General features: G+C 39.9%; 20 protein-coding genes. 10 read left to right on the top strand and 10 right to left on the bottom strand.

Annotated features, from left to right (window positions below):
- Positions 1-32: 32 nt before the first annotated feature.
- Complete coding sequence (locus WD019_RS07520; protein WP_425711104.1) at positions 33-2384, bottom strand: FdhF/YdeP family oxidoreductase; 2352 nt, start codon at positions 2382-2384, stop codon at positions 33-35.
- A gap of 267 nt (positions 2385-2651) precedes the next feature.
- On the opposite strand from WD019_RS07520, the gene WD019_RS07515 reads away from it, so the two are divergent.
- Together WD019_RS07515 and WD019_RS07510 are read left to right on the top strand one after the other, a co-directional pair.
- Positions 2652-3542 (top strand): TetR/AcrR family transcriptional regulator, encoded by an 891-nt coding sequence (locus WD019_RS07515; RefSeq protein WP_425711103.1) that lies wholly within the window; start codon positions 2652-2654, stop codon positions 3540-3542.
- Between the two features lie 24 nt (positions 3543-3566).
- On the top strand, positions 3567-5147 hold the full coding sequence (locus tag WD019_RS07510) for an MDR family MFS transporter (RefSeq protein WP_425711102.1): 1581 nt from the start codon (positions 3567-3569) through the stop codon (positions 5145-5147).
- Between the two features lie 255 nt (positions 5148-5402).
- On the opposite strand, the gene WD019_RS07505 is transcribed toward WD019_RS07510, so the two are convergent.
- Complete coding sequence (locus WD019_RS07505; protein ID WP_425711101.1) at positions 5403-6428, bottom strand: YkvI family membrane protein; 1026 nt, start codon at positions 6426-6428, stop codon at positions 5403-5405.
- Between the two features lie 136 nt (positions 6429-6564).
- Between WD019_RS07505 and WD019_RS07500 the strand changes: the two genes are divergently transcribed.
- The gene (locus tag WD019_RS07500) at positions 6565-7188 is read left to right on the top strand and encodes a hypothetical protein (protein ID WP_026676226.1); all 624 of its coding nucleotides are present in this window, start codon (positions 6565-6567) and stop codon (positions 7186-7188) included.
- An 89-nt stretch (positions 7189-7277) separates the two neighbouring features.
- Here WD019_RS07500 and WD019_RS07495 read toward each other — a convergent pair whose 3' ends face one another.
- Entirely contained in the window at positions 7278-7550 is a 273-nt protein-coding gene (locus WD019_RS07495) for a hypothetical protein (protein WP_026676227.1), read from the bottom strand.
- Between the two features lie 216 nt (positions 7551-7766).
- On the opposite strand from WD019_RS07495, the gene WD019_RS07490 reads away from it, so the two are divergent.
- Positions 7767-8162, top strand: a complete 396-nt coding sequence (locus tag WD019_RS07490; RefSeq protein WP_026676228.1) for a phage holin family protein — start codon at positions 7767-7769, stop codon at positions 8160-8162.
- Positions 8163-8214: 52 nt separating this feature from the next.
- On the opposite strand, the gene flgM is transcribed toward WD019_RS07490, so the two are convergent.
- Positions 8215-8493, bottom strand: a complete 279-nt coding sequence (flgM, locus tag WD019_RS07485; RefSeq protein ID WP_026676229.1) for a flagellar biosynthesis anti-sigma factor FlgM — start codon at positions 8491-8493, stop codon at positions 8215-8217.
- A 401-nt stretch (positions 8494-8894) separates the two neighbouring features.
- On the opposite strand from flgM, the gene WD019_RS07480 reads away from it, so the two are divergent.
- Entirely contained in the window at positions 8895-10193 is a 1299-nt protein-coding gene (locus WD019_RS07480; protein WP_425711100.1) for a purine/pyrimidine permease, read from the top strand.
- 19 nt (positions 10194-10212) lie between these two features.
- Here the strand turns inward: WD019_RS07480 and WD019_RS07475 are convergent, their stop codons facing one another.
- From WD019_RS07475 to WD019_RS07460, 4 genes are all read right to left on the bottom strand, one after another.
- Positions 10213-11739: a tripartite tricarboxylate transporter permease gene (locus WD019_RS07475; RefSeq protein ID WP_425711099.1), complete on the bottom strand. Its 1527-nt coding sequence runs from the start codon at positions 11737-11739 to the stop codon at positions 10213-10215.
- Between the two features lie 19 nt (positions 11740-11758).
- On the bottom strand, positions 11759-12217 hold the full coding sequence (locus WD019_RS07470; RefSeq protein ID WP_425711098.1) for a tripartite tricarboxylate transporter TctB family protein: 459 nt from the start codon (positions 12215-12217) through the stop codon (positions 11759-11761).
- Positions 12218-12268: 51 nt separating this feature from the next.
- Positions 12269-13249, bottom strand: a complete 981-nt coding sequence (locus WD019_RS07465) for a Bug family tripartite tricarboxylate transporter substrate binding protein (RefSeq protein WP_425711128.1) — start codon at positions 13247-13249, stop codon at positions 12269-12271.
- Between the two features lie 204 nt (positions 13250-13453).
- On the bottom strand, positions 13454-14422 hold the full coding sequence (locus WD019_RS07460; RefSeq protein ID WP_425711097.1) for a nuclease-related domain-containing protein: 969 nt from the start codon (positions 14420-14422) through the stop codon (positions 13454-13456).
- Between the two features lie 395 nt (positions 14423-14817).
- Between WD019_RS07460 and WD019_RS07455 the strand changes: the two genes are divergently transcribed.
- The 5 genes from WD019_RS07455 to trhA all read left to right on the top strand — a co-directional run bounded on the left by WD019_RS07455 (position 14818) and on the right by trhA (position 20011).
- Entirely contained in the window at positions 14818-15831 is a 1014-nt protein-coding gene (locus WD019_RS07455; protein WP_425711096.1) for a polysaccharide deacetylase family protein, read from the top strand.
- Between the two features lie 101 nt (positions 15832-15932).
- On the top strand, positions 15933-17183 hold the full coding sequence (locus tag WD019_RS07450) for a hypothetical protein (protein ID WP_425711095.1): 1251 nt from the start codon (positions 15933-15935) through the stop codon (positions 17181-17183).
- A gap of 17 nt (positions 17184-17200) precedes the next feature.
- Positions 17201-17896, top strand: a complete 696-nt coding sequence (locus WD019_RS07445) for a response regulator transcription factor (protein ID WP_026676237.1) — start codon at positions 17201-17203, stop codon at positions 17894-17896.
- On the top strand, positions 17893-19278 hold the full coding sequence (locus WD019_RS07440; protein WP_425711094.1) for a sensor histidine kinase: 1386 nt from the start codon (positions 17893-17895) through the stop codon (positions 19276-19278). The genes WD019_RS07445 and WD019_RS07440 overlap by 4 nt, the downstream gene beginning before the upstream one ends.
- Positions 19279-19369: 91 nt before the next feature.
- Positions 19370-20011: a PAQR family membrane homeostasis protein TrhA gene (trhA, locus tag WD019_RS07435; RefSeq protein ID WP_026676239.1), complete on the top strand. Its 642-nt coding sequence runs from the start codon at positions 19370-19372 to the stop codon at positions 20009-20011.
- A 745-nt stretch (positions 20012-20756) separates the two neighbouring features.
- Here the strand turns inward: trhA and WD019_RS07430 are convergent.
- Together WD019_RS07430 and WD019_RS07425 are read right to left on the bottom strand one after the other, a co-directional pair.
- Positions 20757-21098 (bottom strand): DUF4064 domain-containing protein, encoded by a 342-nt coding sequence (locus WD019_RS07430; protein ID WP_026676240.1) that lies wholly within the window; start codon positions 21096-21098, stop codon positions 20757-20759.
- A 19-nt stretch (positions 21099-21117) separates the two neighbouring features.
- Entirely contained in the window at positions 21118-21636 is a 519-nt protein-coding gene (locus tag WD019_RS07425; protein ID WP_026676241.1) for a hypothetical protein, read from the bottom strand.
- Positions 21637-21884: the final 248 nt, after the last annotated feature.

The raw sequence follows: 21884 nt of genomic DNA, 5'->3' as shown, positions 1-21884 counted from the left end.
AACTCTGCAAACAGCAGGGTTCTTTTTATGAATTATCCGACTTCCATCTCTAATTCTTCAATTCGTTTTTCTTTATACTTCACGTCTTTTTGGGCATAAAAGGTTTCCGCTTTTTCTACAATAACGGTTGTATTATATTCAGGAATCCCCGCATATTGTTCATACACGCCTTTCGGAAAAAGCGAATTTCCTTCTGGCCAATAAACGGCAATGTTCCCTTGCTTCACATTTTCCACTTTGGCCCTTCCTTGAAAAAGTCCATGGCGATTATATACAACGACGGCCTCGCCGTCCTGAATTCCAAGCTTTTCGGCATCTTCACGAAACATGAGAACATCGTAACGATCCGCACCATTAAATGGATCCCTTTCGCTGTAGATCATCGAATTAAATTGTTTCCCGCGCCGCGAGGTTGCATAAAACTGTCCTTCCGCCTTACGAAGTTCAGGAAGTTCCACTGTGATTAAGTTCCCTTTTCCATCTTCTGTCGGACAAATGCCATCTTCACAGAGCCATGCGCCGCCCCATTGAAAGACGTCCCCTTTATGTTTTAAATGTTGGATGCCGTCATAGTCTGGCGCAGCCTTTGCAATTTCCGCGCGAACCGCAAACGCATCTTGAAAGTTCATCAAATGTTTCCTCTCCGGTTTAACCCGCTTCGCAAGATCAACGAAGATCTGCCATTCAGCCCTTGCCTCTTCAATTCTCGGCCCTTTAATTTCTGGAGAAAAATAGACCATTCGCTCCGTTGAAGTAGACGTTCCTCCGCCAGGCTGTTCATAACGCGTCATCGCTGGTAAAACAATTACCGCCTCTTTTGCATCAAGCAATGTCGAAGTATTGAAAATAATATCTTGATGAACCCGCAGTTCGAGATTTTCCAGGCACTGTTTGACAAAATCAGGATTTGGCATCGTCTCTAAAAAGTTCCCGCCTGACATATAATAAAGTTTTAGCTTCCGTTCATGATCGTCCGGCAAAAGAGCATTTTCGAGGCTAACCCCGACCATGTCCCCTTGCCATTTCGGCAGTTCAAACCCCCATACATTTTCGATTCGTTCAACCGTTTCCTTATCGAAACCTCCGCCCGGCAAACTAAACGGGTCCGCGCCCATCTCTCCTGAACCTTGTACGCCGGAATGTCCGCGAATCGGCATCACTCCGCAATGTTCCCGTCCTATAAAGCCTCTAAGCAAGGCAAGGTTTGCGACTTGCGATATATTATCAGTTCCGAAACGATGCTGGGTCAGCCCCATGGACCAGACGAATACTCCCGAGTTAGCCGCTGCTAACATTTTAGCAAGTTCCTTCATTCGTTCTTTGCTTATCCCGGAAGATTTCTCAAGTGCCTCCCAGTCATATTGCTCGACATGTTGCTTTAATTTGTCAAAACCATTGACGTGTTTTTCGACAAAGTCATAATTGATGGCAGATCCACGCTTTTCGTTTTCCATTTCAAACCAATGCTTCATAATTCCGTGCATGAAAGCAATATCTCCGCCTATGTTCACCTGGTAAAAATCATCCGCCAATTTTGTCCCGAATAATGCTGAATCGGGAATAGAAGGCACCCAATATTCATCCATCGCCGGCTCATGATAAGGATTAATGACGATGATCTTTGTCCCTTTTCGCTTCGCAGCATACATGTATTTTGTAGAAACCGGCTGGTTGTTAGCGGCAACAGATCCCCAAAAGACGAGCACATCTGTCCCAATCCAATCCTTATAAGTACAGCTTGAAGCACCGATCCCGAGCGAACGTTTCAATGCCGTTTTTGATGGAGAGTGACAGATTCTAGAGGCGTTGTCAATATTATTCGTTCCGATCAAACGGGCCGCTTTTGCCGCGACATAATACGATTCATTCGTAATTCCCCGGGACGTAAGATAAAACGCCATCTGTTTCGGATCAAGCTCCTTCATCTTATCGGCGATGATCGTTAACGCTTCATCCCATGTGAGGCGCTTAAATCGATCTTCTCCTTTTCGTCTCATTAACGGATAAGGAATCCGGCCCAGCTTGCGAAGTTCGGTTGAGCTTAATTTGCGCAATTCATGGATATCTTGAAAAATCACTTCATCTTTAATGGCTGGCATCGTATTTAATCGAAGGACGTTGAGCCTTGTCGTGCATAAATGCGGGCCCGCAAGCGTCTGATCATGAAGTCCCGACACGCCTAATGCACACCCATCACATACACCTTGCGTCAATATTCTTGCGGCGTAGCTTAAATTGTCTCTGTTTTCCCAGACGACTTTTACCGTATCGCGAAGGTGGTGCGGCTTCACTTTTCCTAGCCCAAACGGAATAGGGCTTACCCATAGTTTTGGATCAGGCAACTTTGGCAGCTTCATCGGACCCGTATGTTTTGTTTTCCCCAAAAGAAAGACTCTCCTTCGCTAAAATAGTGAAGTAAACGCTTTCATAAGAAATGGCGAGGTTCGGGCAATGCGAACAGCTATTAATCTATGGAAATTGTAGCATTATCCCCTTTTATTCGCAACGCCCGCCAAATTTTTTCATCGTTTATTGCATTGCCTATTGACTGACTGGTCATGGCGAATTATACTGTTAATTGCTGACTCAAGCCATTCCATTCATCCGACTGACCAATTAGTCAACATTCTTATTTAGAAGGTGTGTACCCATTGAATGAGAAAAAGTTAAAGATCATTGAAACGGCCATTAAATTATTTGCTGAAAAAGGATTTTACTCAACATCGATCCAGGAGATCACAAAAAAAAGCGACATCTCTAAAGGCGCTTTCTATTTGCATTTTTCTTCAAAAGAAGAGTTATTGCTATCGATTTTCCATTATTATCACGACCGGATGCGCAAAAAAGTGCTTGAAGTTGAAACCGACAACTTATCACCAAGGGAAAAATTAATTAAGCAAATTAACGTTCAATTTCAAGAAACGGTAGAATATCGGGACTTTATCATTATGTACATTCGTGAACATGTTCACTCGGTCAATGATAAAATCCATCAATATATGATGCAAACACGGCTCGACGTCCAAAAATGGTATGAGTCGAGACTGATTGAATTGTACGGTGAACAGATCATTCCTTATATTATCGATATTTCTATTCTTCTTGAAGGAATTAAACAAATTTATATTAAGTTTATTATCATCGATAAAATTAAACTGGATTTACTTCAGCTTTCAACGATGATCGTCAAGCGGCTCGACAATTTAGTTGATGGGATATTAAAAGAAAACGAACCCCCTTTACTTTCTCGTGAAGTCATTGACTACTATTTTTATAAAGACATGACAAATGCAGAAGATCAAACGAAGCAAACGATTGTAAAGCTTTTATTGGAAATGCAAAAGGAACTGACGGAAATTGAATTGGATCACCATCAAAGAGAGGAATTTTACTCGGTCATCGACTTTTTACTGGCTGAAATGAAAAAAGAAAAGCCAAAAAAGTTTATATTCCAGGGGATGCTTGCTCACTTTAAAGGAATAGAGCCACTGAAAGCCTATCGAACGAAATTGGCGGAGCTTTTAGATGTCGATCTTTTATAAATAAAAAAGAATAGGAGATTTTGAATGAATACAGAGCGAATTAACAGAAATGTTGTTTTAACCGGTTTAATCATCGGGATGTTTTTTAGCGCGATGGAACAAACCGTTGTTGGAACGGCAATGCCTACTATCATTGGAGAATTGCATGGATTTTCCATTTTCGCGTGGGTAACAACAGCCTATTTAATTACATCAACAACCGTCGTCCCGATTATCGGGAAATTATCCGACATGTATGGAAGAAGAAAATTTTATTTGCTTGGCGTTATTATTTTCGTTATCGGTTCAGGGCTTTGTGCGACGGCGCAAACGATGGAGCAATTAATCTGGTACCGGGGAATTCAAGGAATCGGTGGCGGGATGCTCATGCCTCTTTCACAAACGATTGTCGGCGATATTTTCACAGCCGAACAACGTGCGAAGTGGCAAGGGGTATTCGGCGGCATTTTCGGATTAAGCTCAGTTATCGGGCCATTAATCGGCGGAGCTTTAGTCGATACGATTAGCTGGCATTGGATTTTCCTTATTAACGTGCCATTTGGCCTTCTTTCAGGAATTCTAATTTTCATTGGTATGAAGCACGAAATTATCGCGAAAAAAGGGAATGCAAACATCGACTATCTCGGAATCATTACGTTTGTTCCAGCCCTTGTTTTATTGTTGCTCGGATTGACGAATGCTGGAAAGAATTTTGATTGGGTATCAATTCCTTCCTTCCTTTATTTTGGTGGAGCAATTGTGCTAACACTCATCTTCGGATGGATTGAAACGAAAGCGAAAGAACCGATCATTGATATTCGCTTATTTAAAAATCGTGTATTTTCAACAATGAATGGCCTTGGCTTCTTGCTCGGACTTGGAATGTTCGGGGCAATCAGCTTCGTCCCGATGTTTATGCAAGGCATTCTCGGCGTATCGCCGACACAGGCCGGTTCTACAATGACGCCAATGATGATTTCAATGATCTTCGCGAGCATTATCGGTGGCCGAATCTTACTTAAGCTTCGCTACCGTACCGTTTTAACCGTCGGAATGCTCATTACAGCTTTTGGCTTTTATTTAATGAGCACAATGGGGCTTGATTCCAGCAAATTAACGGCTTACATTTATATGATTATAATGGGCTTTGGGATGGGGCTTGTCATGCCAACATTAATGATCGCCGTCCAAAATGCGTTTCCGAAACACCAATTGGGTGCTGTCACTTCCGCTTCTACCTTTTTCCGTTCAATTGGCGGAACTATCGGGATTACAGTCTTGAATACAGTGATGAACGAAACGTTGCAATCAAAAATGGAAACGATCGCACACCATCAGGCAAATCCAATGATGAAAAAACTGTTTGCGGCATTAGCCGAGAAAACCGACTCACTGTTCAGCCTGCTCATTCACCCTGAAGCGTTAAAGTTGCCAGAAACGATTAAGGCAACGGTGATTACGTCCATTCAAAAAGCATGGAGCGAATCGTTTACGACCGTCTTTCTAACCGGACTGATTTTCCTCGGAATCGGAATCATTCTCGCCCTTTGTGTCGGCAGCGGTAAAATCGAGCGCGACGAACCAAAAAAGGCAGCCAAAGCAAAGCCAGAAGCGGCAACTGAATAGACATAACAAAACCTCCTTTCCGTAGCGGAAGGAGGTTTTTATCTTATTTAATGTATAACAGCTACTTTTAATAACTTATCGGCCACTTTCGCTAACTTATCAGCCAATTCGCTAAAAAATGGAATTTCATTCAAAAGAAGAAGAGCATGTTTATGCTAAACATGCTCCCCTATTGAGGATACTTTGAATTTAACTACCGATAGAACTCATTCAGTAAATGAAAAAAGACATGAAGCAACAAAGCTCCATGTCTTTTCACCGTTTGAATGCAAGCATCACTAAAAAAACAAGGCCGATCATCCCAAACAGCGGATACAAAAAGTGAAGCAAGGAAGAATAGCCAAATTGGCTGATCAAATAGCTGCCGAGCATGATGAAAAGCAAAAGCGTGTTGGATGATGCCCGGAAATTCCGGGTCAGTGAGCCAACAAGACCAAACAGATTTCCGATCAAGGTCGTGAAGATTTCCCCGTAGACAACGAGCAAAAAAAGCAAATGGACGACTGCACCGAGCTGACCAATAATTTCTGCAATAGGGATTTCATAATTTAGAACCCTTGGAACGGAATATAAGGCAAAATGGCTATTTAATAAAATAAACATTAATCCTAATCCGCCGAACAGCCCTCCCCACTTAATCACACCATCATCCTCTGCCTCTTTGCTTAATGGAACTAAAATTGCTGTCGCGAGCGTTAAGTTAAAAGCGGCATACGTAAAAGAGCTAAACAGCCACTTCCACTGGCCGATGAAATCATCTTGCTCTATAAGGGCCCGGCTCCCTGCATCATCAAGCATCGAAATGGAAATTACGATCGAAAAGAGAACCATGATCGGGACAACAATCGAATTTGTCCATAAAATGCCTTTCATTCCTTTTTGCATAACAATATACACGAGGAAAAGCGTTAAGAAAATCCCAATCTGAAACGACAAATGAAGCTGTTCTTTAAAAATGGCACCCGTTCCTGACAGCATGACCGAGGTCACGCCGAACAGCATAATAAAAAGGATGATGTTCACAAATGAAGCCATTCGGGAGCCAAACATGTGGCGGTTAATGTCCTCGTATGTATGTGCTCCGATTTTCCTGGCAACGAGCATGATTCTTGTCCCGAGGAAAATAAACAAGAGCCCGCTGATGATAATCCCGATTAATCCGGCGGAACCGTAGCTCGTAAAAAATTCAACGATTTCCCTGCCTGTTGCAAATCCCGCACCGACAACCGTTCCAATGTAGGTTGCCGCAATTTGCATCATCTGTTTTCGTCGACTTGCCATCTCCGTCCCCCCATGTCCATTCCCCATACTAATGTATGCCTGTACAAAAAAATTAGAAGGAATTCTAAATGTTTACCATCTACCGTTTATTTTTTGGTAAACTTAGAATAATACGTTAACTTTTAGGGGGTTAGTGATGAAAAAATGGATATTGATTTTGCTTTGCAGTATTTTATTTTTAATGTCCGGTTGTGAAACAAATCAGCAAAAGCCTGCAAACGGACTTACGGTTCAGCCGCTGAAAATGTCAAAACGGGAAAAGGATATTTTGGATCTTACACTTCCTTCAGACCATCTTTTTTTGGAAGTGAATGGCGCCGAAAAAAAATTGAAGGCAATTAAGCTTTCGTTGGAACTATATGAAAATGGAAAGCTAAAAAAAGATTTACCTCTATTTACCATTCATTCTAAAAAAACAAAAAAAGCACTCATTTTTTATCGCCAGGAAATGGAGAAAGAAAAGAAAAAGACGAAAATTTCTTATTACGCTTCAGTTAAATCAGAGGGCGGTTTGATGTCGGGCGGCGATTCGATATCGGTTTCCTCTTTTTCTGATAGCAACTCTGCGTCTATAAGACTATCAGATCAAACCATAATTAAACCCGGGGAATCTATCATTTTATATGCCTTTGCAGAAAATCAACATGACAAGAGCGGGATTCCGATGCGTTCAGATATTTTTACCGGGAATAAAGAAGCGGTACAAAAGCTTTTAAAAAATTCGAGAGTCATTCTTTTTAAAATGAAAGTGGAATTTTAAATTGTAAATGGTTTAACGGCGCTTTATAGAGTCCAAGGCGTTCTTCTTTCGCAAAAAAACGATACGGCGGCTGCCGTATCGTTATTTATTTATTTTCTTTTCGTTTTTGTCAATTTATCCAATAGCCAGCCTTTGCCTATTTCACAAAAGCGCAGGGGCATTTCGAGGGAGGCAAGAATCCGATCCTTCCCTATTATATTCAGCCTTCCCGTCTCTTCATCGAGCTTATTTACTTCAGCGCTCTCTGTTCTTGAAACAGGAACAACCCATTTCTCATTGTTAAAATCTTTAATCTTAAAAACCTTTCCGTCAAAAAATACTTTGTGACAGCGTGGAGGCAAACCAAGAGTAATTTTATTCATACTACTATCTTCCTCCTTCAAATGGTTTTTTCTATTGTAACAAAAAATTATCACTTTGCTTCATTTTTTTCAAGCAAAAATCATTCATTTATTCCCTTTTAAAAATAGTTATTTCTTAGTTGTATACCGTAACCATCAATCGACAATATCATAATCTATTAACAGATGTAATAGATTTTTACATCACGTTCTGTTCAATAGGGGGGATCATTTTTTATGGATAAGCTTTATTTTAGTGGGTTGTTTACGTTTGTTGGCATGATTCTTACTTATTTGTTCGGGAGCCCTTCCAAGCTGCTTGGCGCACTTGTTGTATTTATTGTCATCGATTATGTATCAGGACTAATCGCTTCCGCTTATGAGGGCGAGCTCTCAAGCAAAGTTGGTTTTAGAGGAATATTAAAAAAAGTTGCTATTTTATTTGTTGTGGCCGTCGCCCATTCACTTGATCAAATTTTCGCCTTTCATTATATAAGAGATGCGACCATTTTCTTTTATATTGCGAATGAGCTGTTATCAGTAATTGAAAATGTAGGGAGATTGAATGTACCGATTCCAAAGGCTTTAAAAAAAATGATTAAATTACTGCACGATCAAAAGGATAAAGAGTAATTCTATCATTCTTTTTTGAGGACATAAACAGACAGATTAGATGTATTAAAATCTAATCTGCTTTTTTTATGCCGTAGAAAGAAGCCATTTTCTCCGCAATTTTTTGCGGATCGATCTTATATTCTCCAGCTTTTATCTGTTTCCGGAGCGCTTCAACTTTTCTAAGCCGCTCAGCTTGTAAAGATGAATTTGCTTGCAGCTTTCTTGCCTCATCAGAAATTTCAATTCTGTCTTTATTTTGTTTTGATTTCTGTTGTTCTTCTTGAGGATAAGTATACTTTTGTTTCGCTTGATTTACAGGATGAACGTTATTTATGTTCTCTATCTTCATTGTCACACCTCATTCATCTCTTTATGTTTCCGATACAAATCCAATCGTCATCAATTTCAGACGGTTCCAAATACCTCATAAAAAGCTTGTTATTGTTTTTATCATATTTTATTTCATACTCTTTTCCACTATTCCGTGATTCACAAAACAAATGAATCCATACATCCGTAAACAAAAAAGGTTTAAAATTGTGAAAATCGTTTAAGTTGTTTTCCATCCAAATGACGATTTCATCGTATAGTATTGTGTCCATATCTTACCGGTCCCTAACCCCTTTTTGTAGTGACTATTTTGTTCAAAATAGTACTTCGAAAGTGTTTAAATCTTTAACGGGGTATTTATGTTTTCTTTTTATGCTATAATTAGCTTTGTGACTTTTAACATAATGAAGGTGTTACATCATGAAAACCGTTTTCTCATCTTTACAATGGCTCTTTTTTATTTTAGCGCAGGCCATTATTACGCCGATTGCGATCGGTCATTCCTTCCACATGTCACCACAGGAAATTGCTGAATTGCTGCAGCGGACATTTCTCGTTATCGGGGTTTCCGGGTTACTCCAAACATTATTTGGTCATCGATTGCCTATTTCCGAAGGGCCAGCCGGCCTCTGGTGGGGTGTTTTTATCATTTACGCAGGACTTGTTGCATCCGGTTCTTTAAGCACCGCAAGAGGTCTTCAAGAACTGGAAATGGGGATGTTGATTTGTGGCGCGCTCTTTATTTTATTAGGCCTGTTAAAATGGATGGAACCTGTTAAGAAATTGTTTACACCGCTTGTAACGGGTACTTATTTGCTTCTTCTTGTTTCCCAATTGAGCGGTTCATTCGTTAAGGGCATTGCAGGGATTGGCTATTCTTCCGGCCATTTTAATGGAAAAGTTGCTGCTTGCGCGTGTATTGTTGTCATAATTTCCATCTTTTTTTCGAAGTCAAACGTTAAGTTTCTTAATAGTTATTCGCTTCTTCTTAGCCTTTTAATCGGGTGGGCGCTATTCGGATTATTAGGGTTAACGAAGCATGATTCTTATAGCGGACAATGGATTTCCGTACCAAAATGGTTTGCATGGGGCTTGCCGCAATTTAGCTCGGGCATCCTTGTCACGTCCATTTTCATCGGCCTATTATTGCTGGCGAATATGGTTGCGACCATTAATGTTGTTGAAAAAACGTACAAAAATGCGAAAGTATCGACAACGCCCATTCCGTTCAACCGGGTCACTGTCATGATGGGAATCAATACGTGGATTGCGGGATTATTTTCTGCCGTTGCGTGCGTGCCTATATCAGCAACGGCCGGGTTCATTTTAACAACGAAAATCTACCAGCGCCTCCCTTTTCTTATTGGAAGTATGATTATGTTAGTTGTTAGTTTCTTTCCAGCACTTACCCATTTTTTCGCCAATTTGCCGGCACCGGTTGGCTATGCGACGATGTTTCTTCCTTTTTCAAGTTTAATTGCAATTGCTTTCAACGAATATCGTCTATTAAACTTTACCGAAAATACGTCGTTGATCATTAGCATATCCTTAATGATTGGTATTGGCAGTTTATTTATACCTGCAAGTGCTTTAACAGGACTTCCGAGTCTGCTAACAACCATTTTAAATAACGGTCTCGTTCTTGGCATGATTGTATGCATGATTCTTGAACGGGTTTTAAAAAACAAAGAGGCTGCTCCCTTACGTCGTGATCATTGACGAAGGGGCAGCACTTTTTTTATGCTTCTTCGTTAATAAGAACCTTTTTCCCTTTTAATTTAAGGACAAACGGAATGACAATCCAGAGTACGGCAATAACGATAAAGGCAAGGGAAATCGGTTTTTCCAAAAAAACCATAAAATCGCCGTTTGATGCAGTAAGCGCTCTTCTCATATTGTTTTCTATCATCGGTCCGAGCACGAGCCCAAGGACGAGCGGTGCGAGCGGAAAATCATTCGACGCCAGGTAGTACCCCGCAAGGCCGCAAATGATTAATAAAATAAGATCAAAAGTATTGACTTGAACGGCGTACACGCCAAAGACAGATATCGCGATGATGATCGGGATTAAATATTTTGGCGGAGTCTCAATAATTTTGGCAAACACTTTAACGAGCGGCATATTCAAAATTAAGAGCATGACATTTCCGATAAACATGCTTGCGATTAATCCCCATGCGACACCCGGGTGGTCTTGAAACAAAAGAGGACCCGGCTGAATGTTATACATGATCAGTGCTCCCATTAAAATGGCGGTCGTCCCCGATCCCGGTATTCCTAATGTCAATAATGGGATCATCGCTCCACCCGAGGCGGCGTTGTTGGCTGATTCAGGGGCAGCGACTCCGGCAATCGTTCCTTTTCCGAACTTTTCAGGCGTCTTGCTTATTTTCTTTTCCATAATGTAAGAGAAGAAGGAAGCAAGCGTTGCGCCGGCTCCAGGCAAAACGCCGACAAAAAAGCCTAGCAGCGATCCTCTTGCAATCGGTCCCGAGCTTTCCTTCAATTCTTGTTTCGAAGGAAGGATTTTGCCGACTTTCGCTAAATTGCCATCATGACTTTCTTTATGAAGAATCGTTTTGAACACTTCTCCGAGGGCAAATAAACCGACCGCCACCGTTAGAAACTCCAGTCCCCCATAAAGCGCGGGAATATTATACGTGAACCGGGCAACCCCTGAAACATTGTCCAGACCGATCGTAGATAGAAGCAATCCAAATATGGTCATGATTCCGGCTTTCGTCATCGAATTTCCGGCAAGGCCGCTGACGGCTGCCAGCCCGAGCAACATGAGAGAAAAATATTCGGCTGGCCCGAACTTTAAAGCAACTTCCGATAAAGGTTTTGCTAACAATGCGAGTCCGATTAAGGAAACAATTCCGGCGCAAAATGAGCCGATCGCCGCTATCGCAAGCGCTGAACCCGCCCTTCCTTGCTTGGCCATTTGATAGCCGTCTAATGTTGTTACAACTGACGATGATTCACCCGGGGTATTTAAAAGAATAGATGTTGTCGATCCGCCATACATCGCCCCGTAGTACACGCCAGCAAGCAAAATAATGGAACTTGTCGCGGCCGCCGCTGGATCCATTCCTCCCGTCATCGAGGCGGTCACCGGAATCAATAGGGCAACGCCGCTCATTGGCCCAATTCCGGGTAAAACTCCGACCGCCGTTCCGATTAAAACACCGATAAACGCAAATAAAATATTAATCGGCAAAAGTGCCGTTCCAAAGCCTTCTAAAAGATAGTGTACCGTGTCCATGTAAGGCCGCCTCCTTTCATCATGAACTAAACCAGGCCGGCAAGCCCGGCAATGTTCCTTTCAACACTTCGGCAAAGAGATAATAGACACCGAAAGAGAAGCTTGCCGAAATCAAAACGGTTTTCACCCAGCCGCCTTTTTCCATCGTTTGAAATCCAACAAGAAGGAAGAGAAACGTGCTAATGATATAACCGAACGGCTCCAATAAAAGAGCGTAAAGAATGGCTGCTACTAAAATGATGAGAAACTTTTTATAATCAAGGGCTTCTTTTTCCTTTCGCTCATTCTGGTACTTCATCGTTTCAATCAATAATTTAATACTTAATAAACCGAGAATGAGTCCGAGAAGAAACGGGAACACGTTCGGCCCCACGTTGCTTCCATAAGCGGAATGGGAAATTCGTCCGCTTTCAATCATAAAAGCCATGCCAACGATGAAAAATATGAAACTTGCATACCGATCAAATGTTTTGCTCATAACTTCACCTCACGATAGAATAGAAAAGAAGAGGCGGGCTCTTCTTCTCTATTATTTCTTCTCCATTCCAAGCGACTTGAGCATTTTTTGAATCATCGTTTCTTGATCTTTCAAGAACTTCGTGAACTCTTCTGAATCCTTGTATTCTGGCTCCCAGTTATTCGCTTTCAGCTCTGCCTTCCATTCCTCTTTTTCGGACAGTTTTTTAAGCGTATCATCCCAGAATTTTTTCGCGTCTTTTGACATTTCTTTCGGTCCAAATACCCCTCTCCAAATGATGAATTCCGCATCAATTCCTTGCTCTTTTAACGTCGGTACATCTTTGTAATCACCGCCGAGGCGCTCAGGCGATTCAACAGCAAGAATTTTTATTTTCCCGGCCTTTACATATTCACCGAGCGAAGACACGTCTGTTCCAATCACATCAACATTGCCTCCCAATAAAGATGCGACTGCCTCTCCCCCGCCATCATAGGCGACATATTTGATCGACTTTGGATCAATTCCTGACTTGTAAGCAGGAAGAATTGAAACGAGATGATCCATGGAGCCTGGCGCAGAACCACCGGCTACCGTGATTGACTTCGGATTTTTCTTTAATTGATTGATCACATCTTTAAGCGTTTTGTATTTTGAATCCGCTTTAACGGCAATGGCGCCGTAGTCTTTTGTCAGCTGGGCAAGCGGCGTTGTGTCTTTATACCCATAAGGGGTGTTGCCTTCCGCTTTTAAATGATTGATGAGAATCGGCGGTGAATTGACGAACAGCTTATAATCATTCGCCTTTTCCTGCGTTGCATATTCGGCCATGAATACCGTTCCGCCGCCTCCCGGTTTGTTTTCTACCGTCATCGTTTGAGCGACAAGATTCGTTTTATTCAGGACTTTCGTCAGCGACCTCGCCGTTAAATCCCATCCACCTCCGGCACCCGATGGAGCAACGACAACAAGCGGCTTTTCAGGATAAGCCGACTTTGACTTCCCTGAGTTCGCCGTGTCTTTGCTGCAGGCCGTAACACTAAGTGCCAGCATGCCAATCATTAAAAATTTCGACCATTTCTTCGTTCCCTTCAACAATCTAATTCCCCCTTTAAATTCACGTTATGGTAACGCTTACAAGAATAATAATACCTAATATTCTGAAAATAAATATTTCGATCATAAAGTGCATTTTGTTCATTAAGTTCACGCTTAAAAGGAACCGTTCTTTTAACAACCGTTCCTTTCGTTCGTTTATCATTCTTCTTCAAATGGTAAATGGTACGATCTCCCTCTTTTTTCTCCAGAATATGGAGTATTCAGCGAAAGTAATAGTTTCTTCGCAACTGTACTTGAAGAAAGCTGTAAGAAATTCCTCAATCTTTGGTTCGTGATCATCGCTTGAAACAGGAGATAATAGTCGTTTAACGCATGAAGATGGGCATCTTTTGAAGAAAAAGAACAATTCGCACAATTCCACTTCCCCCACTTTCTTTCCATCGGAAGGACTGAACAATTTGGACAGTGAACTCCCGTTAAAAGATCGGATTCATTGATCTGGAATTGTTGAAGGACGTCCAGGTTGCCAGGGGTGTGATGCTTTATAAGAAGTTTACAAAGTCTGCGGATCTCTTTTTTAGACAGCTTTTCTTCTTGATACATTTCTTTGAATATATTTACTTTTTCAAGAAGACTGGGAGTACGTATAACCGAAGGCGATGGGGTATTGCCAGGGGAAGTTTTAATTAAGGCGTTGGGGTTTGTCATAACAACGAAAGCTTCCAGCGGTATCAATGGAAATTGATTATTTTTTAACCATTTCGCAAATTGGAACTGCTGATGTTTAACTTGCTGGACAGGATCCGGAAAAACCTCTTCTTTTCCGTTAATGATGCGTATCAGTTGATGAAACATATGATCAAAAATAAGCGTTCCAGACAAATTTTTCGCCTCAAGAATGAGAAAAAACGATGATGAAAGAATTAATGTATCGATTTGAAAATAGTGGGTTTTTTCAGTAAGTCGGATGTCATGTAAAATGAGGTATTCTTGCTCGGGGAGAAAGCTTAAAAAGTAATCTAATGATTGCTCCCCTTTGTAACCTGATAATCTTCTTGCCAATTCCTGTTCCACTTCTATTCGTTTTGAATGATTAGGCGGCAACCGACGCAATAAAGCTTCTAACTTTCTTATTTTGAGCGGAACTTTTCGATGCTTTACTATCAATTTATCACCCTCCCTCTATATTTAAAAAATTTCATTCGACATCAACAACTAAATTTCCTGCTAAATGCTGACTATATTTGGATCATTTCGATGCACCTATTTCTGCTCCTCTCGGTTAGATCGTTTCTTATCGGTCATTTCGCACAGGTTATCAGTTATTTCAGATAGATTATCGGTCATCTCGATTCACTTATCAGTCAATTTCACAATGTTTTCAGCTAATTCCTTTCTTATCGGTCATTTCGCACAGGTTATCAGTCATTTCAGATAGATTATCGGTCATCTCGATTCACTTATCAGTCAATTTTCTCACTACTTTCTATCGATCCTTATCGTCTGTAACTTTTCTGTAACCCTTTTAAACTTGTAGTCATTTATACTTGAAGGAGGGAAAAATGGGGAAAAGAGTTGGGATTATGAGCTTAAAGAAAAAGCGAAAACGAAAAAGGCAAAAAGAAAGATTCGTAGTCACTATTGCTATTGCTGCTGTTGTCTTGCTTCTATTTGTCGGCTGCAGTGCCTTTCAAAATGATGATGAAACAAAGCCGGCCTCAAGCCAGACAGCTGGTGAAAAAACGAATCCCGCTGTTATAAAAAAAGAAGGCGATAAACAGCCGAACGATCAAAAATCATCTGACTCAAAAACGAAACAGCATCATGAAACGGATCATAAGGTTGCGAAAAAAGAAAAAACGAAGACTCCTTCTTCTCCTGATCATTCAACCGCAAAAGCAACCGATAATAAAAATTCAAGTACGAAAAACAAGAAAAATCAGCAAGGACAAAAACCTACAAACGATAATATCGTCTATTTAACGTTTGACGATGGGCCATCGCCAGTAACAAATCAAATTTTAGATTCACTTCAAACGTATCATGCAAAAGCGACCTTTTTCATGCTGGAACCGAGAATGAAGGAGTATAAGGCTGCAGTGAAACGATTGGTGGCTGAGGGCCACACTGCAGGGCTGCACGGTGTAACACATAATGCCCATCTTTTTTATCAATCGAAGAAAACGGTTGTCGGAGAAATGATGCAAGACAAGAATACGTTAAAAAAGATCACCGGGTACAATGCCCGTCTTATTCGGACGCCTTATGGAAGTGTTCCCCGCATGAAGAAAGAATACCGGCAAGCAGTGAAAGAGCAAGGGTTTATTATGTGGGATTGGGACGTTGACAGCAAAGATTGGCACTATCGCGACCGCCGATTTGTCAATAATACCATTCAACAAATTATACGGTTAAAGGGAAGTCATGAAAAGCTCGTCATCTTGCTTCATGATCGTCCGGAAACCGCGCCACATCTCCCACTTCTATTAAAGTATTTAAAAGAAAACGGCTATCAAATGAAAGCACTGACGCCTGATATGAAACCACTGCAATTTAAACAAAAGACGGTTAAATAAATTCTACCTGTATACGATAGTATTATATGCAGCCTATTCAAGAGACTAGATTAGCGGTTGGCTAATGTAGTCTTTTAAAATTCAAAAAGAAGGATTGACGTATGAAATACTTACTCATTGTTTTCACTTTACTGTTAGCGTTATCTGGTTGCGGCATGCCAAAATCTCCGGAAGATTTATTGAAAACGCCAAAACTCGAAGCAAAACAGGCAAGTCTAAAAAGCCAAATTAGCCATTACCTTCCGAAACATGCAATCATGCTCGCGCCGGACCAAGGAAAGAAAAAATCATATATTTCGTTAGTTGATATCAATGCTGATCATAAAAAAGAAGCGATCGTTTTTTATAAAACGGACAAAGATGCTTATGACATTAAATTAGTAATCTTTGCAAATAGCCATAACAAATGGAAAAAAATTTCGCAGGCGACCATCCAGGGTTATTCACTGGATATGCTTCAATTTAAAGATGTCACAAATAATGGTAAGCTTGATATAGTTGCAGGAATTACTTACCATGATTTTTATAATAACGCCTTGCTTGTTCTTTCAGTGAACGGCAAAACGACGAAAAAAGTTTTTGATCAGTTTTATACGAAAGCGGTATTGGATGACCTTAATCAAGACAAGCAAACAGACATTTCGATTTTAAGGGTAAAAAAAGACAAGGAAGTTAAAGTTTCTTTTTACCAGGCGGATAAACATGAGAAGTTTTCAAAGCTTTCAGAAACCGTTCTCGATCAATATGGCTTTTATGATCATATGTTTGCGGCCAATATAACGAAAAATAAACGGGCGCTAGTATTAGATATCGGCGAGGGTGCCCATTCAGCATATACCCAATTGGTTACTTTCGACCAGGGGAAGCTGAAGAAAATTTTCAAAAACGACGAAGCGACCTTTAAGCCTTACATGATTAAAAGCGTTGATATTAACAACGATGGGATCGTTGAAATCGGAAATGCAAGAGTCGCAAAAGGGTATGAAAAAGAACCTTATGCAACAGCCGTCTGGATTGAACAATACTATCAATGGACGCCAAAAAAATTAGCGTTAGTTAAAGAATTGTACGTCGATAACGAAAAAGGGTTCTATGTCGATTTTCCCGAGAGCTGGGTAGGAAACGTAACGATTAAGGAAAATAAGAGCCGCCGGATGATTCAAATTGTAGAAGTCAATTCTAACAAGCCGCTATTAACCATTAAAATATTTACACATAAACGCTGGAATAACAGTGACAAATTTATTCCGATTCGCCGGACGGACCGCTATATTTATGCTACTGCCAACACGGCTGAAAACCGAAAGAATTCTAAGTACTTCCATTCGATTGTCGAATTTCCTGAAGAATAATGAATGTGGAGGTTGTCATGACAAAAATACTAGTAGTTGAAGATGAACAAGCCATTCGAAGCTTTGTTATTATAAATTTAAAAAGTGCGGGATTTAAAGTTCTTGAAGCTGAATCGGGCGAAAAAGCACTTTCGATCCTTGAAGAAGATGGGCAAGATATCGATATCGCCTTATTGGACGTTATGCTTCCTGGTATTGACGGATTTGAAGTATGCGAACATATCCGAAAAAAATATTCACATATCGGAATCATCATGCTGACGGCAAAAGTCCAGGAAGATGATCGGGTGCACGGATTGACGATCGGGGCAGACGATTATGTTGCCAAACCTTTCAGCCCGCCTGAATTAGTCGCAAGGGTGAAGGCCCTTTTGCGCCGGACAAAAAGAAAAAAGAAGCAAGTTGAAAAAATCACGTCAGGTCCTTTTGAATTTTATATAAAAGAAGAACGGTTAACGAAACATAACGTGACGATCGATTTAACGCCGACTGAATTTCAGCTGGCCAAACATTTACTTAAACATAAAAATCAGCCTCTTTCACGCAATGAGCTTCTCGATCTCGTTTGGGGAGAAAATTATATCGGAGATACAAAAATCGTTGATGTGAATATCCGCCGTCTAAGAAGAAAAATTGAAGACGATCCGTCCAGTCCGAAATATGTCGAAACCTATTGGGGCAGAGGATATATTTGGAGAGACGCTGACCGATGAAACGCCGGGTTATATTGTACTTTATGATGGTCATTTTATTGACCATCGTCTTTGTTGAAGCGGTTTTTTTAATTTATGTCCAACGGTTTTATTATTCAGGGACGGCTAAGGCCATTATTGACCATGCGAAAACGTCATCCGCTTTTATTACGGAAGATGAAAAAAATCAAAGCCTTTATACTCAGGCGGATGAAATTTTATCGAAAGCAAAATTTAAAGGGACGGAGCTTGAAATTGTCGACCTAAAAGGAAATGTCATTTTATCGACCAGCGGATTTATAGAATCAGATAAACTCCCGATTAATGAAGTCCTTTTTAGTAATAAGCCCGAATATCACCTTATAAAAAGTGATAAAACGGGAGAACATATCATGAATGTACAATACCCGATTAAAAAACAGGGGCAAATTTATGGCATTTTAAATTACGAAACTTCATTAAATGCCGTTAATAAAGTGATTTTTTATTTGTCTTTTACCGCCATTCTCTATGGGATTATTATTTGCTTGATCGTTTTATTCATCAGTACAAAGCTGGCCAATTCTATCGTTGATCCGATCAATAAAATCATTTCCGTTTCAAAAGATATGGCAAAAGGTGATTTCGACAACAGGATTAACGAAAATTATAAAAATGAGCTTGGCGATCTGGCAAAAACATTAAATTATATGGCCGATGAAATTGTAAAAACCGATCGGTTAAAAAATGAATTTATTTCATCCATCTCGCATGAGCTTCGAACACCTTTAACCGGAATTAAAGGGTGGAGTGAAACCCTTCAGTCAGATAAAGGATTTTTGTCAGAAGAAGATAAAAAACAAGGCTTAAAAATCATTTCCGATGAAACCAACCGATTGATTTCTCTTGTCGAAGATTTGCTTGATTTCTCAAAGTTGTCTGCGGATCGGGAAATTGTATTATTTCCGGACGAATTTCGTTTGGACCATCTTCTATTGCAGGCAATGATGCAAATGCGAGTGAAAGCGGAAGAAAAAGGCTGCTCTATTCAAATGGAAGAAAATAATCCGTGCACGATTTTCGCTGATGAAGGCCGTCTTAAGCAAGTATTCATCAATGTGATTGATAATGCGATTAAATACTCGCATGAAAATGGCAAGATTACCATCCATATGATGGAAGAAAAAGATACGGTCTCTATTCGAGTGAAAGATGAAGGGATCGGCATTGATAAACGGCATCTTCCACTTTTAACGAAAACATTCTACCAGGTTGATCCGAACAAATTCGGAACAGGAATCGGTTTAGCCGTAACCGAGCAGATCGTATCGCTTCATAAAGGTGAGCTAAAGATCGACAGCACTCCCGGGAAAGGAACAACTGTTACGATTAAGCTGCCAAAAAACTATAAAAAGGGCAAATGATAAAAGGACATGCTCAGATACAGACATGTCCTTTTATTCGTAAATTTTCATATCTTCTGCTATACTTTGTTAGATAATGAGGAGGAATTTTATGGGCACATTTACGTATTCCAAAGGTGAAGAGATTGCCAATAGCATTACCCATGGCATTGGCGTCTTAATTAGCATTGCTTCAATCGCCATTTTAACGGTTTTTGCTTCATTGCATGGGACGGCTTTGCATATTGTTAGCTTCGCGATTTTCGGTGCTACGATGCTTTTGCTTTATACGTCTTCCACTCTGGTCCATAGCTTTCCCGAAGGACGGATAAAGGACCTTTTCGAAATTATGGATCATGCCGCCATTTATTTGTTTATCGCTGGAACGTATACGCCGATTGTTTTAATTGTAGTTGGCGGATCATTGGGCTGGACACTATTTGGTATTGTATGGGGGATCGCTTTCTGCGGTGTCATCTTTAAAATTTTTTTCACGAAAAAGTTTGTCATTTTATCTACCCTTGGCTATATCGCAATGGGATGGATGATCATCTTTGCATTTAGCTCCGTCTTGCATCATTTATCCACAAATGGCATTGCATGTTTAGTTGCCGGCGGGGTTTTGTACACGGTCGGTTCCATTTTTTATGTTTGGCGCGCCTTTCCTTTCCATCACGCAGTCTGGCATCTTTTCGTACTCGCCGGCAGCATTGCCCATTTTCTTATGATGTTCTACCTATTGCCAATACGCTAAAAAAACAAAAAGCCATCCCATTACTCATTGCTGGATGGCTTTCTTTCTATTATTTTATCCCGAACGCTTCAAATGCTTTATTGGTCGTACTTTTAAATCTTTCTCCAGCCACCTCCAACTAATTTTGTTATTTTTATCATTACAGCAACAACCGATGTAACCCAATATTTCAAACCATATTTTTATTCTCATCTGTTTCTTTTGAATGAATTTTTTGTTTGAATATCTGTAAATAGTGCCCTTTCAGCTAAGAAAGTTCTTATTTTCAAGAATCCATTTTCGCCTGTAAAAAAATAAAAAAATAGAAGCAAAAAACAGGATCAAACTTCTCTAGTGTATAGTGTGGTGCTATTTTCATGGCATTTGGACAATAAACAGTGGATTTCCGACAATAAATCGATTCCATCGGACAATAAATGGCCTGTGTCGGACAATAAAATGAGTAGTTTTTTCGCTTATTGTCCAAAAGTAAAATGTTATTGTCTAAACCGGATGATTTATTGTCCAAATAAGAGCACTTATTGTCCGAGAACGAAAAAATTTTAAATCATGTAACGATTCATGATCGTTTTTCCTCATTTCACAGATCTAACGAGGTGTTCTTAAAATAACGAATGTTCGATTACTGATATTCAAACTATTTTTCTAGAAAGGGCAATAGTTCATCCTTGTCTCTCATTGTTTATATTTCTCCCATAAAAAGGCATGATTTTCTTAATTGAAAACCATGCCTTTACAAAGTTAATTATACTTGAGTAGAAGATGTTTTATCTTTACGGAAAACACCCATTACACCAGCAATGATAAGTAATACCCCACTCAAAATATATGCGAACGATACACAGATAAATCCACCTATACCAGCGACTAACATAAAGATTCCGCCTAATTTTGGTTTACCTTTTACAACGACAGATCCAACAATGCCTAAAATTGAAAGGATAACTGCTGTCCATCCTAATCCAATAATATTACTTGATCCGTTAATTGCAGCATCTACCCCACCAATAAACAAAGCAATAAACGCTCCAATAATTCCAAATATACCACCCAAAAGACCTAATACAAATTCAGTTGTTCTTTTCATTACTTCTATTCTCCTTAAGTTATTTTAATTTAATAACTTGATCAAACGGCTTTGCATCCATTGATTTTTCGTTAAATATATCACCAAAATGTAATTGAACTTCTTTTACTTTGTCAACATCTAAAGATTTTCCATCTGGAACAGCATATTCTACAACTCCAGACTTACTCACACCTGCTTGAATGTCACCACCAACATTACCTTTACCATTAAAAAGGTCCGCATCAAGTTGAAGGTTTCCAATAACTACATTACCCTGGTCAGGAAAGAACGATAATTTATCTTTGGTAGTGTTTTTAACAGTCATACCAACAACAACTTTATTCTTTTTCAGCTTCATTTCACCAATTTTTACTTTGAGTCCATTTACGTTAAACTCTTTATTAATGGCAATTTTTTTACCATCTTCAGCTTTAGTGGTTTGTGTTTTCTCTGTTTTTGTCTTTTCCCCAGTTGACACGTCCTCAGAGTCAGCAGAACAAGCTGCAAGCCCCATAACTAAGAGTGAAGATAATGCAATCCCTAACAATTTTTTCATCAATTATTCCTCCCCTATTTCATTTGTTACAAACCAATTACAATATTATCACACATCCGTAATAATGTGGACAGTTTTTCTTTCTTTTCAATTCTTATTTCATTAGCCTATTTATGCGAAGTGTACTGTAACTACAGGCACCGATACTTTTTGTTGGTATACCAACTGTCTATAAAAACATTGACTATTTCATCACCGATAACTTCGTTTCCTTTGACGATAGCTAAATCATTTTTTCTTTGAAACGA

Origin of the sequence: Fictibacillus sp. Mic-4, assembly GCF_049843615.1 — a bacterium.
GTDB lineage: Bacteria > Bacillota > Bacilli > Bacillales > Fictibacillaceae > Fictibacillus_A > Fictibacillus_A gelatini.
This window is presented reverse-complemented; position numbering and strand designations above follow the sequence as displayed.

Bases quoted from the DNA above. Each gene is read 5' to 3' on its own strand.
- WD019_RS07510 (WP_425711102.1), top strand. From the start codon at position 3,567: ATGAATACAGAGCGAATTAACAGAAATGTTGTTTTAACCGGTTTAATC.
- WD019_RS07505 (WP_425711101.1), bottom strand. From the start codon at position 6,428: ATGGCAAGTCGACGAAAACAGATGATGCAAATTGCGGCAACCTACATT.
- WD019_RS07500 (WP_026676226.1), top strand. From the start codon at position 6,565: ATGAAAAAATGGATATTGATTTTGCTTTGCAGTATTTTATTTTTAATG.
- WD019_RS07495 (WP_026676227.1), bottom strand. From the start codon at position 7,550: ATGAATAAAATTACTCTTGGTTTGCCTCCACGCTGTCACAAAGTATTT.
- WD019_RS07490 (WP_026676228.1), top strand. From the start codon at position 7,767: ATGGATAAGCTTTATTTTAGTGGGTTGTTTACGTTTGTTGGCATGATT.
- flgM (WP_026676229.1), bottom strand. From the start codon at position 8,493: ATGAAGATAGAGAACATAAATAACGTTCATCCTGTAAATCAAGCGAAA.
- WD019_RS07480 (WP_425711100.1), top strand. From the start codon at position 8,895: ATGAAAACCGTTTTCTCATCTTTACAATGGCTCTTTTTTATTTTAGCG.
- WD019_RS07475 (WP_425711099.1), bottom strand. From the start codon at position 11,739: ATGGACACGGTACACTATCTTTTAGAAGGCTTTGGAACGGCACTTTTG.
- WD019_RS07470 (WP_425711098.1), bottom strand. From the start codon at position 12,217: ATGAGCAAAACATTTGATCGGTATGCAAGTTTCATATTTTTCATCGTT.
- WD019_RS07465 (WP_425711128.1), bottom strand. From the start codon at position 13,249: ATGCTGGCACTTAGTGTTACGGCCTGCAGCAAAGACACGGCGAACTCA.
- WD019_RS07455 (WP_425711096.1), top strand. From the start codon at position 14,818: ATGGGGAAAAGAGTTGGGATTATGAGCTTAAAGAAAAAGCGAAAACGA.
- WD019_RS07450 (WP_425711095.1), top strand. From the start codon at position 15,933: ATGAAATACTTACTCATTGTTTTCACTTTACTGTTAGCGTTATCTGGT.
- WD019_RS07445 (WP_026676237.1), top strand. From the start codon at position 17,201: ATGACAAAAATACTAGTAGTTGAAGATGAACAAGCCATTCGAAGCTTT.
- WD019_RS07440 (WP_425711094.1), top strand. From the start codon at position 17,893: ATGAAACGCCGGGTTATATTGTACTTTATGATGGTCATTTTATTGACC.
- trhA (WP_026676239.1), top strand. From the start codon at position 19,370: ATGGGCACATTTACGTATTCCAAAGGTGAAGAGATTGCCAATAGCATT.
- WD019_RS07430 (WP_026676240.1), bottom strand. From the start codon at position 21,098: ATGAAAAGAACAACTGAATTTGTATTAGGTCTTTTGGGTGGTATATTT.
- WD019_RS07425 (WP_026676241.1), bottom strand. From the start codon at position 21,636: ATGAAAAAATTGTTAGGGATTGCATTATCTTCACTCTTAGTTATGGGG.